Consider the following 13690-nt stretch of genomic DNA (forward strand, 5'->3'; position numbering starts at 1 on the left):
TTCAAGTTTTCTACCAGGGGTGAGGCCTATAATCTTTGAGAAAGCAGCCATAAAGATCGACCCCATTTTCGCCTTGAACTATGGGGTCATAGACTCTGGCAGCGCCGTCAACTAGGTCAAGGGGCGCCTTAAACCCCTCGTCAGCTAGTCGTTTCTTTGTTGTGTGTGGGCGCTCATCAGTAATCCACCCGGTATCTACAGAGGTTACAAGGACCCCATGCTCGAACATTTCGGTAGCGGTGGTTCGCGTTAACATGTTAAGGGCTGCTTTAGCCATGTTTGTGTGAGGGTGACCTGGTCCTTTGTATCCTCGGCTAAAAACTCTCTCCATAGCAGAGACATTGATCACGTATTTCCGACGCGCAGACGATGCCTCCAATGCGGGACGAAGCCTGTTAAAGAGGATGAAGGGTGCAGTAGCATTACACAGCTGAACTTCTAGCATTTCTACGGGATCTATATCTCCGACTTTGGCCACCCATGAGTTATGGTTCACCAAGTCAGGAATAAGACCCCCAGCGTCCACTCCATACAGCTCATTTCCTGCGCGCATCGCTCGTTCTGCTATGCGCTGGGCGTCGTTAGTGTCTAAGACATCAGAACTGACCAAGAGACTGCGGCGGTTTTTCCTATGTTCTAAAGACTCCGGATGAAGGTTTGTTGCAACACCCAACTCAAGAAGCGCCACGTCGTTCTGTATTCCGGTAAGTGGTTGTGCTTCCGCAGATACCAAACCCGAATATGCTCCAGGTGATCTTCGAACGGTTTGCGCAGCGTTATTAATAAGGATGTCCAGGGGAGTTTCTCCCACCATAACGGCAAGTTCTTCGACCCTTGCTGGGTTGCGCAAGTCAATTCCTACAATGCGCAAGCGCTCAATCCACTCGGAAGAATCTGGTATCGCGCTAAACCTGCGGGCAGCGTCCTTAGGAAAGCGGGTAGTGATTGTCAGATGAGCACCATCACGAAGCAATTTAAGTGCTATATACATGCCAATCTTTGCGCGTCCACCGGTCAAGAGTGCTCGCCTGCCTGTCAGGTCTACGCGCTGTTCGCGGCGCTGCCGATTATCGCTGGCGCAGTCCGGGCAGAGTTGATGGTGGAAAGAATCAACCAAGGTATATGGCTGCTTGCAAATATAACAGTTATGCGATTTGTTGAGTCTTCCGGCAAATCCATGGGGTGTGGCTACCGCACCGACTTCAAGCGGAATAGGCTTTTGACCTTGCGGGGCAATAAGAAGGCCCGCTGTTTCATCGTCAGTCCTACGAGGGTTGGCCGTTGCAGTTGCGGCAAGCACCTGGGCGTCGGCAAGCCTTCTTTTCTGCTTTGCGATGCTCCTGCGATTCTTTTTTATCGTCTTAAAAAGCTTGCTCACGGCGTGATGCAGCGTAACAGCTTGAGGATGATCCTGGGGCAAGTCGCCGGCTTCTTTTAAGACTCGTAGCGCAATATCCAACTCGTCTGGATTGATGTCGGTCATTTGTTCCACTTTATCGTCGCTAGGAAGAGCGGCCTATAATCACGCCTCCTGAAACCATAAAAGGCCAGGAAATGCCGTTTTTGGTCAGCACAGATAACGGATCGCATTGTGGGAAAAATAGTACGTCGCGCTGGGTATAGGACATCAGGTACTCGTCAAAGGGCGGGAGCTGGATATGGAGTTGCAGAGCGGCAGCGATGTCGCTATCTGAGACATTGTTTTGCCAGCTCCCCATAAACACGTCGGGGGAGACCTCCAACAGAGCGCCGGAGTCGACTGCTTTTCTAGCTTCACGACGCACAACGGTCTTAGGCAACGTAGACCACCATGCGCAATCGACTATGTGAGCTGGGCCGCGGGTGGAAAAATAGTTGGTTACTAACGTTTCAATGCTTGCATCACGGTTCATATCACAACCGGCAGCATCGGCGCGGATAAAAGTATCATGATTACCTGTCTTAGCGCCTTGGATGAGGTCGCCGGTACGACCTAAACGACGCATGACGTTGGACAACAGGGAAGAGTCAATTCCGAGGTGGTCTCGTAGCTGCTGGCGACTACGCGGAGTGACGCAAAGCTGTACAGTGCGTTCGAGGATCTCTGAATATTCTTGTTCTGTTATCCCAAAGCGCTGAGCAGAAGCCTTAATAGTTCCCAACCCTCGCTTGCCTATAACGGCTACAATCCACGCGTTATCTTTGTGGAGAAAATGAAGTGTGCCGCGTTGTGACCATGTACGGATAACCTCGTAATTTTTCAGGCAATCGTCCAAATGGCTTTGTATGGTGCCGGTATACAGCTCGTGCACTCCAGTGCGCACCGCCAGGCCCTGCAAACCACCTGCATAGTTTTGTCCTTGAGTAGCCATCATCTGAAAAGCTACATCCGATAGTGATTTTGGCTGGGGATGCGCATCACTTGGGCTGAGATAATGGGCGATCATCCGCCGTGCGCGGATTTCCTCATCGTGCATAGCTTGAGAGCTTACCTGCTAGGATTCAGGACCGATATTATGCCCAGCTATGCAGATGAGCCTAGGCAAAGCCTTTTCCCACGCCTTTTATCAATGAGCCACTGGTCGTGGCTGACTATCACTAAAGTTCCGGCCCATTCAGAGATCGCGTCTTCAAAGGCTTCGATCGTGTTAAGGTCGAGGTAATTAGTCGGCTCGTCGATGAGGAGTATAGCCGGCTGTTCAGCAACAGCAACAGCTATCTGAGTGCGCCGTTGATTGCCCGCAGACAGTGCTGGCACCGGGATATTCCACATGGAGGGATGAATAATTCCTGTGCCCATCTGGCCGATACCTTCATTCCATACGGTTTCTGTGAAACCGGGATCGCCTTGCTGGGGGAGGCGTTGGGGATCAGCACTAGCCGATCATCTCGTGTAATCGTTCCGCTTGCATCGCTATGAGCCGTAGTTGGTGGGGCTCCAGCAGCAACCCAATTCACCAACGTGGATTTTCCACAGCCATTGGGTCCAACCAAGCAAGCGCGCTCGCCAGCGCCTACACGCAAAGAAATATGGTTGAGAAGAGGACACGAATTATAAGAAAAATCGACGTCAGTGAGTTCGATAGAAGTCATGGTTGATCCCCAAGAGCAGGACAACGGTGTAAACGTCTCAGCTCAGCTGAGTAGAGATCAGATCAACATCGGAAGAATAACCTCACACATGCGTTTTTATTCGATTTAAAGTGGATGGCACTAGCTTAGCCGCAGTATACCTACGGCGCCGCCACGCGGGACCTTGCCCGAAAGGGGTGAACGACAGGGAAAATAGTAAAGAAAAACGGAGGTAACAATCCCTTTCGGGTTTGTTACCTCCGTTAATATACATTAACTATTTGTGCCCGAGGGGGGACTTGAACCCCCACGTCCGTTAGTAGGACACTAGCACCTCAAGCTAGCGCGTCTGCCATTCCGCCACCCGGGCCGGGTAGTGTTTCCAGCCGCTTGGCTGTTGACTTGCTTAACTATATGAGCGACTCAATAGATAGGCAAATCGGCAGGTCACAAAGGGTAAAACATTTAAAGAATATGCTTTGTGGCATCACGCTTAACCGGGGCCGATTGTGGCATACGTCTTCCCTCTGTTTGTTATGGATTCACTTTACGTTTGCGTGATCACTCGTAAATGAATGCTCTGAGAAAATTTTGCACAGAAAAACACGCTTATTTTGTTTTGATTCGACCTATCCGCGATTTAGATCACAACACAATGATGCTAAAAATCCGTACAGTCGAACCCATAAAACCATTGCATTTGCAATATAAACAGCAAGACAAACGACAGTGCTGTCGTTTACGTGAAGGTCTGTGAGCGATGCGATCAGTTTTCTCTCTGCGAAAGGTTGATCCCATGAAAAAGCTTGTCAACGATCCGCAAAAGATTGTTCAAGAAGCCGTCGATGGATTTGTGGCCGCCCATAATGACGTAGTTTCAGCCCATAACGATCCCTTATTCATCACACGCGTGCACCTAAAGCAAGAGGGGAAAGTGGCCCTTATATCTGGCGGTGGTTCTGGCCACGAGCCACTACATTCCGGTTTTGTCGGAGAAGGAATGCTTGATGCCGCTATACCGGGACCAGTCTTCACTTCTCCAACGCCAGACCCTATCTTGGAAGCGACTAAAGCAGTCAACCGTGGGGCAGGTGTGGTGTACATCGTGAAGAACTACACAGGCGATGTTCTAAATTTTGACACAGCCGCGGAACTTGCAGAACTCGAAGACATAGAGGTGATTCAGGTAATCGTGGACGACGACGTAGCTGTTGAGGATTCTCTCTATACAGCAGGTCGTCGCGGGGTAGCTGGAACCATGTTAGTGGAAAAACTTGCAGGAGCAGCCGCTGAACGCGGGGATTCACTAGACGAAGTCGCTGCTGTGGCTAAAAAAGCGGTCGAAAATGTTGCCTCAATGGGAGTCGCATTGTCGGCATGCACGGTCCCTCACGTAGGAAAACCATCGTTTGACCTTTCAGAAAACGAGATTGAGATTGGGGTTGGCATTCATGGGGAACCGGGACGACGGAAAGCCCCGATGAGCGATGCTGACTCAATCACCGATCAACTTATAGACCCCATTCTCCACGAGCTTCAGCTCCTTCATGGAGAGCAGGTCATAGCTTTGGTTAATGGTATGGGTGCCACTCCTTTATCGGAGCTTTATGTTGTCTTCAGGCGGGTTCAAGAACGCCTAAATGAGGCAGGAATCGTCGTAAAACGCTCACTCGTGGGCAATTACGTGACAAGCCTTGATATGCAAGGCGTATCAGTTACCTTGATGCGGGTTGATGAGGAAGCATTAAAGCTTTTCGACGCCCCCGTTAATACCGTTGCTTATCGTAAAGGAATATAACCATGAATTTTCTCACTGTTGATTGGGCTAACAATTGGATTAGCCGGTGTGCCGTCGCCGCAAAAGAACACCGGGAGGCATTAATAGAACTCGACCGGGTTATCGGCGATGCGGACCATGGAGAAAATATCGATCGAGGTTTTAGCGCTGTCCTAGAAAAATTAGATGGTCAGGAATTGGCCACGCCTTCCGAAGTACTCAAAATAACTGCAGCCACACTCATTTCCACTGTCGGAGGTGCATCGGGGCCGTTACTCGGAACTGCCTTTCTCAGAGCGTCGAAAGCGATTAAAGACAAAGAGAAGCTAGATGCTGCAGCAGTAGCCGACCTTATCGACGGCGCTCTGGAAGGTATCACAGCTCGTGGCAAAGCTACTCCGGGGGAGAAGACTATGGTCGATGCATGGAGTCTTGCTTCCGCGGCGGCAAGAAGCGCAGCAGATAACGGCGCTACAGCTGCCGAGGTACTTGCTCGCGCCGCAGAATCCGCAGAACAGGGAGCCGAATCGACTATCCCTATGGTTGCTACAAAAGGTCGAGCTTCTTACCTAGGGGAGCGGTCTGTAGGACATAAAGATCCTGGCGCTACATCTTCTGCATTATTCCTTAAAGCCGCAGCAGACGCTGCAAAGGAGTGCACGGCTTCATGAGTAAGCAAAAAGTAGGGCTTGTCCTTGTCTCCCATTCAGCCTCATTGGCAGAAGGACTCTGTGAACTCGCTCAACAAATGGCTTCTGACGTATGTATTGTTCCGGCAGGTGGACGAGAGGACGGGGGAATAGGAACCTCTTATGAGCTTGTAGAAAGATCAGTCGAGGAGCTTTTGAATAAAAAACTGGAGGTTCTTATTCTCACGGATTTGGGCTCGGCAACAATGACGGTAGAAACCCTCCTAGACTTTTATGATGACCAGTCTGTTGCTTTTGTCAACGTTCCTTTTGTGGAAGGCGCAGTTGCCGCTGCGACCGCCGCGCAACAAGGCGATACTTTGGATAAGGTAATCGAGGCTGCTCTCTCTGCAAATACGATGTTCGTTCCAGAGCTTGTGCCAGAACTCGTCACATCAGCCCCAGAGCCCATACCTTCTGGGGAATATGGACGTCAGGTTACCGTTGTGGATACTGCCGGCTTGCATGCTCGCCCTGCGTCTCTTATCTCTGAGATTGCTTCAGAAGCCGAGGGGAGTATCCAGGTGAACGGGGTAGACGCAGCGTCTTCTTTACTGCTTATGTCTCTTGGTATCCGTCAAGGCGAAACAGTTACGGTCACGGGTGCCCCCCTAGATCGCACGATTATCGATGCTATCGCAGATGCAATAGCAAGTGGACTGGATTAAGGTGCTCAAGCTTGCCCGAAAATCCGGGCTAAATAGGGGCTCCATGAGCCATAAAAGAGATGGTTTCCATAGCCACACAACAAATGTTCAGGTAAAAATGACCACATGAGTACCTACATAGACCCACGATTCCCTGGCCCCGATCCCTATGCTCCGCTGAAAGACCTTCCAGTTTTCTCTCTAAGCTCCACGTCCTTTAAAGAAGGGGAAAAAATCCCTGAAATTCATTTGGCCGAAGGGGGCTTGTCACCTCAGCTTTCATGGTCAAATTTACCTGAGGGAACAAAATCACTGGCTATTACGTGTTTCGACCCTGATGCTCCCACCGCTTCAGGTTTTTGGCACTGGGCGGCTTTTAATATTCCGGTTACTGTTAGCGAGCTTGCCCAAGGTGCAGGAGATGAAACCCTTGGGGGGATTGAAAGTGCGATAACCCTCAAAGGTGACTCCGGCATTCGGGGCTACTACGGCCCCAATCCTCCTGCTGGTCACGGTCCACATCGCTATCTTTTCGCAGTACATGCAGTAGATGTAGAAAGTTTTGAGATCCCTACCGACGCTACTCCTACCGTTCTAGGCTTTAACTTGTATTTCCACTCACTTGCTCGCACGGTGTACTGGGGCTGGTACGAAAATGCCTAAGGCATTAGCAAACCACCCCACAAGCGCTACGATTCCAGTAGCCCTAAGGGTCGGCGGAGCCTTTGTTGCTATTGCGTTCGTTTTATTTATTTTTACATTCGTTCAAATAGCAACCGTGGGATGGATGGAACCTGTTGCAGTGACTGCTCGCTTTCTCTTAATCATTCTCGCAGCGGGAATCTTTGGAGGGTTTGCCACTATCCGAAAGGAACAAGCCGCCTCCCGGCTTCAAATCGGAGCGCTTATCGTAGCGTTAGCGTTTGTTATAGCTGGCCGATTTCTAAGCCCTGAACCGATATTTGTATGGCAGCAATATTGGTTACCCATTTATGGATTCTTAGCGCTTGTGTGCGGATTTGTGGCTAGGCAGTCTGCTATACGGTAAAGGCTTCCACTTTTGCTGATTGTTTTATGCAAAAACCATCAATCCGGGGGAGAAAAAGAAAAAGATTAGTTTCTTTTTCTTTTTCTGCCATGGAAAACACTGCATCAGTATTAATATTTAGTTATCATTCTATTAATAGGTAGGTAACATCGCGTTTTACTGCCATGTACCATTTTCACGGACATGCAAAGGACCAGACTGATGCGAGGGCGAACAATCGCAGGAATCCTCTGCGAAATTGTGAGTGGAATTATGCTCATTGGTGCATGGTGGTTCAAAAAAGCTACTGCGCACGACCTCACCGAAAATAACGGCCCTATGGTGTTATGCCTAGGGGCGTTATTTTTTGCGGTATCTGGTGTTGTGCTTTTAGTCGCGGGGCGTCTAAGAAAACGCCGCCGACTAGGCATGATTACTACTATTGACTATGAGTAACTCAATAACTAGGACTGCGCCGTAATTTTAATCGAGAGTCCAGGGGAGTTCTGAGCCAACGGCTTCAGCAATATTGTTTAATCCGTGCGCGCGCAATTGAGCAGCTACTCCAAGATGTATATCCCTGATCCAATCGGGTCCACCATAAATAAGACCAGTATAGCCTTGCAATAGGGTTGCCCCTGCGGCAATCCTTTCCCAGGCTTGTTGCGGTGTTGATATCCCACCCACGCCGATTAGTACTAGGTCTTTTCCAACTCGACCATAGAGCTGGCGGAGCACCTCCAATGAGCGCTCTGCCAGAGGCGCGCCAGAAATACCGCCAGCTCCCATATCTTCAACATCCCGCAGGGGAGTAGCAAGCCCCTCTCTAGTAATTGTAGTGTTCGTTGCTACGATTCCATCGAGTCCTAGCTCAACAGCAAGATCTGCAACAGCGTCTATATCATCGGCATCTAAATCTGGAGCAATTTTAACGAGCACGGGGGTCGAAGTCGTTTCTTGTACTGCCTTTAAAATAGGGCGAAGCGAATCGACCGCCTGCAGATCTCTTAGCCCCGGCGTATTAGGGGATGACACATTGACTACAAGGTAGTCTGCAAGATCACCTAGCAAGGATGCAGACCTGCGGTAATCGTCTACCGCTTTTTCTGGCGGAACCACCTTAGTCTTACCAATATTAATGCCGATAACGTCTTCAGAAGTGCGCCGACGCAAATTGCCGGCTACCTGAGCAGCTCCCGAATTATTAAATCCCATGCGGTTGAGGATGGCTTTGTCCGAAGGAAGCCGGAAAAGTCTCGGGGTAGGATTTCCTGGCTGGGGAGAAGCGGTCACAGTTCCCAACTCTGCGTACCCAAATCCTACTGCCGCCCATGCATCGGGAGCATCTCCGTCTTTGTCAAACCCCGCAGCAAGTCCTAATGGTCGGGGGAACACCGTGCCAAAAACTTCTTGCGACAATATCGGGTCATCAACAGCCACGACTTTACCAAGAGCTGTGTTAATAGGTCCTGCTACCTGTAGAACATTCATTCCCTTGCTGATGATGCCGTGGATGCGCTCAGGAGACATCGTAAACATTCCTTTGAGCGCGAGATTGTACATTTTCGTACGGAGTGGATGCTGAGGGATCGACATGGATCAAATGAGCTTTCTTTTGGTCAAGAGGAATGAGGATTTTAGGGTGCGATAATTTGGAGGCCATCGCCAGTGGCCGAACCTGCAATCACGGTAGCGTCATCAAGTACCACCACTGAGTGTACGTCTGCCACGGAAGAATAATGACGCTTGGGCTCCGCAGTTCCGCTCGAAAGACTGTACGCAGTCAATTTATTATCGGAAGTTGTACTCACCCAGGCTTGCTGATTCTTTTTGTCCCATGCTACTGCCCACGGGCTTGCCCCTACGGGAGAGGATTGATGAAGCCTAATCACGTCTTCTGCGCCATAAACCATCAGCTGGCCGCCAACGGTGTCAGATGCTAAAAGAATTGACTGTTCAGCAGGGGAAATTTGCCCCACCCCACGCCCCACACGCAACAAAGCACCGCTTTTCCCCTCTGCCCAATGAATATCTTGGATAACAGTATGTTCGTTATTAACGCGAGCTACAGCATCAGGGTGTCCATCTACCGGTATGGCAACGATTTGATTAGTAATAAATTCCGTCTTGATGCTCTGAGGATCTTCACCGTTACGATATACTCTCAAGCTTGCCGTAGCTGAGTCACCCGCAATAATCTCGCCGCTCGTCGTTTTGACTGCAGCCGTCGCGGGGTCGCCTGTGACCACATCATGCTTATCAGGGGTAAGGGCGTCTACAACGTGTACGCCATTGGGACACGAGAGGATAAATTCCCGGTCGGTTGCGGTGAGAGCTCCGCAACTGTCTTGCACATCAATTCTTTTTTGGGTTCCATCATAAAAATTTTTGATGGAACCCAAATGAAGCACAGTTTTTTCTCTCACAGCAAGAATATTTCCAGCTTTTTGCATCCCCAAAATGGCCGCAAACGGAAGAACCTGTCCTGATGGGGAGGAAGAAGCCGGCGACTTCTGTGGAGTCGCATTTCCTTGCACTCCAGCATTTTCTTGCGGATCAGGGCCATTTTCTTTAGTGCAAGCAGCAAGGCTTAAAGATAATACGACCAGCCCCGCGATCGCAGCTCTTCGAACTCCCGACATGCTCTGTGCGTTTCTCACACAGAATGACCCTACCAGTATGTAGCTCCTGATAACGCTATATGGTGCCGCATGATTTCCTCGTTTCTGTTTTTAGCAGAAAAGCACATGTTCAAGCAGATATTCCTATAGAGTCACGTCATCAAAAGCCTTGGCAATCGTACGAGGAATAGTCACGTCCGCGCTAGTGATAAGTTCTTGACAATGATGCCTTGTCCGGGGAGTAGCAATCATAGCGCTAATGCCTGGCTGGCTCAGCACCCACGAGGCTGCTGTGATAGCTGTGGAGATTCCTAGTCCCTCAGCGGCGGTCCTCAGGGCTTCGACTACTGCGTGACTTTCCGGGATCAAGCCATGAACATCTGCGTAGATTTCAGGAGAGGCCGCACGTGAGGTCTCTGGAATATTCCTGCGGTATTGGCCGCTTAACACTCCTTGAGCTAAAGGCGCACCGGCGATAACTCCGACGCCTAGGTATTGCGCAGCCGGCAATAGATCGGTCTCAATAGAGCGTTGTAATAAATTATAAGGAGCCTGTGCAGAGATAATGTCGCGGTGACGCGTTATCGTAAGCTGCCAGCCGCTATAACCTCGCACACCGGCATACCGCACTTTACCTACTTGGATCATATGTGCAAGAGTGTCAGCGACTTCATCAGGCGGCGTATGCGGATCCCAGTAACCTACATTCCACAGGTCTATATAGTCAGTGTTTAAACGTTGCAGAGTGGTGTCTAATTGGTGCAACAGGTTACGCCTCGAGCAATCTACCCGTTGCCCAAAAGGCGCCGCAGGATTTACTCCGCTGCTCACAGAGACAACAAACTCATGACGGTCCGAGACTAAGTGATGCGCAACGATATCTACTGCGTTAGGGGAGACGTCGATAAGCGTTCCTCCTGCTTCTCGGAAAGTCTTGAGTATTCCTGCACTCTCAGATTCAGGAGTACTGCGTCCCCATGTTGTTGTACCGAGTCCTAAAGTAGATACTCTTAATCCGCTTGAACCGACTGTTGCTTCTCTCACGATGTCCACAGTAGAGTACGGTGAATCTTTGTGACTGAATCGATCATCCTTGCCGACAGCATGTCGACGGTTTCTGCAGCTTCCGCAGACCAATTATCTTGGGCACAGACTATTGTTTTATCGATTGTCCAGGGACTTACTGAGTTCTTGCCGATCAGCTCTTCTGGCCACCTGCGGATTATCTCTCAACTTTTTTGGGGGGAGGACGCTGGGGCAAGTTTTACTGCGGTAGTCCAATTGGGAACAGAGCTTGCGGTGCTTGTGTATTTTGCTAAAGACATTACAAAGATTGTCACTGGTTGGTTCAAAGGCTTGTTCAATAAGGACGCACGCGATTTTGACTATCGCATGGGCTGGATGGTGATCGTAGGTACCCTTCCTGTGGTCATCATTGGTGTTTTGGCGAAAGATCTCATCCGTGATACATTCCGTAATCTTTGGATCACAGCAACCGTACTTATACTCTTTTCTTTCGTTTTTATTGCAGCAGAAAAATTCGGGTCGAAAAAACGCAACTTTGAAGAATTAACTATGAAAGACGCCATAATCATGGGTCTTGCGCAGTGCCTTGCGTTGATTCCGGGAGTCTCGCGCTCCGGCGGAACGGTCTCTGCAGGTCTCTTTGTAGGCCTTGACCGCGAAGTAGCTACTCGCTTCAGCTTTTTATTGGCTATTCCTGCAGTATTGGGTTCCGGGTTGTTCTCACTTCCAGACGCCTTTGCCCCGGATGCTGGCCAAGCTGCGTCAGGAATGCAGCTACTAGTAGGAACCGGCATTGCCTTTGTGTTGGGATATGCCTCCATCGCGTGGCTACTTAAATTCGTGGGCAACCACTCATTTAGCTGGTTCGCAGCTTACCGCATCCCCCTTGGATTATTAGTCATGGGATTGCTTGCTACTGGAGCCCTTACTGCCTAAACAACCACGAAAGATCACGTGCCTGATATTTAACGGACACGTGATCTTCTTCTAAAAGTGCCTGAGGCAACACTGAGTTCGGCCAAGAACAGTAATAGCGGTTATTCTAGTTGCCATGAAATCATGGCCCACACCAAAAATCCCAGCTGTGCCGGGAGAAAAAGTAGCGCTTTCTCTGTACGACACAGCGGACCGAGTGATTAAGCCGGTGAACTGCAGTAATGGGGAAGTTGGTGTGTATGTATGCGGGATTACCCCTTATGATTCCACGCACCTAGGGCATGCAGCTACATACCTCGCGTTTGATTTAATTAACCGACAGCTTATCGACGCCGGCCATACCGTCCATTTTGTACAAAATATTACGGATGTAGACGATCCCCTTTTCGAGCGCGCAGAACGTGACGGTGTGAGTTGGCGAGAGCTCGGAACTGATCAGATAAACCTTTTTCGTTCAGACATGGAAGCATTGTCCGTAATCCCTCCTCGCGACTACGTAGGGGCAATGGAAGCCATCGATGAAGTCATCGAGATGGTCCAGGCTCTGCTGGATAACGGTTCCGCCTACATCGTCGATGTTGATCAATATCGCGATATCTACGCTTCGACCTCCGCAACGAGTCACTTTGGTTATGAGTCTAATTATTCACGCGACCTTATGGAGGAATTCTTTGCAGAAAGAGGCGGCGATCCTGAGCGCCCCGGGAAAAAAGATCCCCTTGATGCCTTAATCTGGCGATCTGCACGTAAAGGTGAACCTTCATGGGACGCACCTTTTGGAGCAGGGCGCCCTGGATGGCATATAGAATGCTCAGCGATTGCTACGAACAGACTCGGAAACAATTTTGCAATACAAGGCGGGGGTTCCGATCTAATTTTTCCGCACCATGAATTTTCTGCTGCGCATGCGGAAGCAGCACACCACGTGCATAGGATGGCCAACCATTACGTGCATGCTGGAATGATCGCCTTAGACGGCGTCAAGATGAGCAAGTCTTTAGGAAATCTCGTCTTTGTATCTCAGCTCACAGCTGACGGACACCATCCTTCCGCTATCCGTCTTGGCCTCTATTCAGGCCACTATCGGTCTCCACGCGAATGGTCAGAAAAAATTCTTTCTGATGCAGAAAAGCGCCGAGAGCTATGGATTAATGCTGCTGACACAGCAACAGATTTACAAGCAGCTCAAAATCTAGTGGCTAGCATCAGATTCTATCTATCTCAAGATCTTGATACCCCTAAAGCGCTTGCGGCTGTGGATGCATGGGCAAAAGCAATAGAAAAAAATGAATCTTCACGCGAACGAGCAGCAGCCGGGGATCTGGTGGCCTGCGCCTTAGACGCTCTTTTAGGCATAAAAATTTAATTCTTGTTCAGAAGCAACTTTGAATAGCAAGAATAAACATGTGATGAGTTAAGACAATGGGGAAGAATGATGTCACGATTTCAATGTGAGGATAATATTGCTGAATTCATTTCAGATCTCCGTGATTTCGCCACCGGCAGTTACCTGCAAAAAGACGAATTAGAGTGGTGGGAGCCACCATTTGAGGTAAGCGCAGTATCTAAGATTGATACGCTTCTTCAAAATTTTGTCCAATCACTTATTTCTCTGTCTCAACACAGCGATAACAGCTCTGAGAATGCCGCTGCATCTCTTAAATATTTAGACTTTGTAGCACGCGTTGGTGCGTTATTCACTAGCATCGATGCCGTAAATCATTCCTACGGATACGCAGTCATAGAGGCAGAGGAATCTGCCGATCTTCAGCAGATCATTAAAAAAGCCGCGGAGGAAATTGGATTGAGCGCTGAAGAAATCGCAGATTTGCCTACGTACGAAGAAACTATTGAGCTGGAAGATGAAGATTAGCCGATTAAGCGTAGGCTTCCGGAGTCTCTTTGTGAATATAAAA

17 protein-coding genes and 1 tRNA gene are annotated in these 13690 nt (G+C 49.5%); 10 read left to right on the forward strand and 8 right to left on the reverse strand.

Annotation, left to right across the window (positions count from 1 at the left end):
* Window positions 1-10: 10 nt before the first annotated feature.
* The 4 genes from CpATCC19410_RS07850 to CpATCC19410_RS07865 are packed head-to-tail and all read right to left on the reverse strand — an operon-like array spanning window position 11 to window position 3072.
* Window positions 11-1483: an SDR family NAD(P)-dependent oxidoreductase gene (locus CpATCC19410_RS07850; protein WP_013241923.1), complete on the reverse strand. Its 1473-nt coding sequence runs from the start codon at window positions 1481-1483 to the stop codon at window positions 11-13.
* A 19-nt stretch (window positions 1484-1502) separates the two neighbouring features.
* On the reverse strand, window positions 1503-2456 hold the full coding sequence (locus tag CpATCC19410_RS07855) for a DNA glycosylase AlkZ-like family protein (RefSeq protein WP_014401181.1): 954 nt from the start codon (window positions 2454-2456) through the stop codon (window positions 1503-1505).
* A gap of 47 nt (window positions 2457-2503) precedes the next feature.
* The gene (locus CpATCC19410_RS07860; protein WP_013241921.1) at window positions 2504-2779 is read right to left on the reverse strand and encodes an ATP-binding cassette domain-containing protein; all 276 of its coding nucleotides are present in this window, start codon (window positions 2777-2779) and stop codon (window positions 2504-2506) included.
* A complete protein-coding gene (locus CpATCC19410_RS07865) occupies window positions 2695-3072 on the reverse strand; it encodes an ATP-binding cassette domain-containing protein (protein WP_077141201.1) in 378 nt (125 codons plus the stop codon). Before CpATCC19410_RS07865 ends, CpATCC19410_RS07860 begins: the two co-directional genes overlap by 85 nt.
* Between CpATCC19410_RS07865 and CpATCC19410_RS11050 the strand changes: the two genes are divergently transcribed.
* Window positions 3053-3181, forward strand: coding sequence for a hypothetical protein (locus tag CpATCC19410_RS11050; protein ID WP_013241920.1), 129 nt, complete (start codon window positions 3053-3055; stop codon window positions 3179-3181). The genes CpATCC19410_RS07865 and CpATCC19410_RS11050 overlap by 20 nt on opposite strands.
* Window positions 3182-3335: 154 nt before the next feature.
* On the opposite strand, the gene CpATCC19410_RS07870 is transcribed toward CpATCC19410_RS11050, so the two are convergent.
* Window positions 3336-3421: transfer RNA gene (locus CpATCC19410_RS07870), tRNA-Leu, on the reverse strand.
* Window positions 3422-3847: 426 nt separating this feature from the next.
* Here CpATCC19410_RS07870 and dhaK point away from each other — a divergent pair.
* The 6 genes from dhaK to CpATCC19410_RS07900 all read left to right on the forward strand — a co-directional run bounded on the left by dhaK (window position 3848) and on the right by CpATCC19410_RS07900 (window position 7647).
* On the forward strand, window positions 3848-4849 hold the full coding sequence (gene dhaK / locus CpATCC19410_RS07875) for a dihydroxyacetone kinase subunit DhaK (RefSeq protein WP_014522205.1): 1002 nt from the start codon (window positions 3848-3850) through the stop codon (window positions 4847-4849).
* 2 nt (window positions 4850-4851) lie between these two features.
* Window positions 4852-5499 carry a dihydroxyacetone kinase subunit DhaL gene (gene dhaL / locus CpATCC19410_RS07880; RefSeq protein ID WP_013241918.1) on the forward strand — a complete coding sequence of 216 codons (648 nt, stop codon included), beginning with the start codon at window positions 4852-4854 and terminating at the stop codon, window positions 5497-5499.
* The gene (gene dhaM / locus CpATCC19410_RS07885) at window positions 5496-6185 is read left to right on the forward strand and encodes a dihydroxyacetone kinase phosphoryl donor subunit DhaM (protein WP_013241917.1); all 690 of its coding nucleotides are present in this window, start codon (window positions 5496-5498) and stop codon (window positions 6183-6185) included. Before dhaL ends, dhaM begins: the two co-directional genes overlap by 4 nt.
* A gap of 105 nt (window positions 6186-6290) precedes the next feature.
* Complete coding sequence (locus tag CpATCC19410_RS07890) at window positions 6291-6827, forward strand: YbhB/YbcL family Raf kinase inhibitor-like protein (RefSeq protein WP_013241916.1); 537 nt, start codon at window positions 6291-6293, stop codon at window positions 6825-6827.
* Window positions 6820-7212: a hypothetical protein gene (locus CpATCC19410_RS07895; RefSeq protein WP_013241915.1), complete on the forward strand. Its 393-nt coding sequence runs from the start codon at window positions 6820-6822 to the stop codon at window positions 7210-7212. The genes CpATCC19410_RS07890 and CpATCC19410_RS07895 overlap by 8 nt, the downstream gene beginning before the upstream one ends.
* A gap of 201 nt (window positions 7213-7413) precedes the next feature.
* Window positions 7414-7647 carry a hypothetical protein gene (locus CpATCC19410_RS07900; protein WP_014300699.1) on the forward strand — a complete coding sequence of 78 codons (234 nt, stop codon included), beginning with the start codon at window positions 7414-7416 and terminating at the stop codon, window positions 7645-7647.
* Window positions 7648-7674: 27 nt separating this feature from the next.
* Here the strand turns inward: CpATCC19410_RS07900 and CpATCC19410_RS07905 are convergent, their stop codons facing one another.
* The 3 genes from CpATCC19410_RS07905 to CpATCC19410_RS07915 form a co-directional block, all read right to left on the reverse strand.
* The gene (locus CpATCC19410_RS07905) at window positions 7675-8787 is read right to left on the reverse strand and encodes a quinone-dependent dihydroorotate dehydrogenase (RefSeq protein WP_013241913.1); all 1113 of its coding nucleotides are present in this window, start codon (window positions 8785-8787) and stop codon (window positions 7675-7677) included.
* Between the two features lie 41 nt (window positions 8788-8828).
* Window positions 8829-9833, reverse strand: coding sequence for a hypothetical protein (locus tag CpATCC19410_RS07910; protein WP_014300697.1), 1005 nt, complete (start codon window positions 9831-9833; stop codon window positions 8829-8831).
* Between the two features lie 123 nt (window positions 9834-9956).
* The gene (locus CpATCC19410_RS07915; RefSeq protein ID WP_014401179.1) at window positions 9957-10856 is read right to left on the reverse strand and encodes an aldo/keto reductase; all 900 of its coding nucleotides are present in this window, start codon (window positions 10854-10856) and stop codon (window positions 9957-9959) included.
* Window positions 10857-10916: 60 nt separating this feature from the next.
* On the opposite strand from CpATCC19410_RS07915, the gene CpATCC19410_RS07920 reads away from it, so the two are divergent.
* From CpATCC19410_RS07920 to CpATCC19410_RS07930, 3 genes are all read left to right on the forward strand, one after another.
* Window positions 10917-11774, forward strand: coding sequence for an undecaprenyl-diphosphate phosphatase (locus CpATCC19410_RS07920; RefSeq protein ID WP_171010424.1), 858 nt, complete (start codon window positions 10917-10919; stop codon window positions 11772-11774).
* 115 nt (window positions 11775-11889) lie between these two features.
* Entirely contained in the window at window positions 11890-13140 is a 1251-nt protein-coding gene (gene mshC / locus CpATCC19410_RS07925; protein WP_014401178.1) for a cysteine--1-D-myo-inosityl 2-amino-2-deoxy-alpha-D-glucopyranoside ligase, read from the forward strand.
* A 66-nt stretch (window positions 13141-13206) separates the two neighbouring features.
* Window positions 13207-13647, forward strand: coding sequence for a hypothetical protein (locus tag CpATCC19410_RS07930; protein ID WP_014401177.1), 441 nt, complete (start codon window positions 13207-13209; stop codon window positions 13645-13647).
* Window positions 13648-13690: the final 43 nt, after the last annotated feature.

This window comes from Corynebacterium pseudotuberculosis, from assembly GCF_002155265.1.
GTDB classification, from domain to species: domain Bacteria; phylum Actinomycetota; class Actinomycetes; order Mycobacteriales; family Mycobacteriaceae; genus Corynebacterium; species Corynebacterium pseudotuberculosis.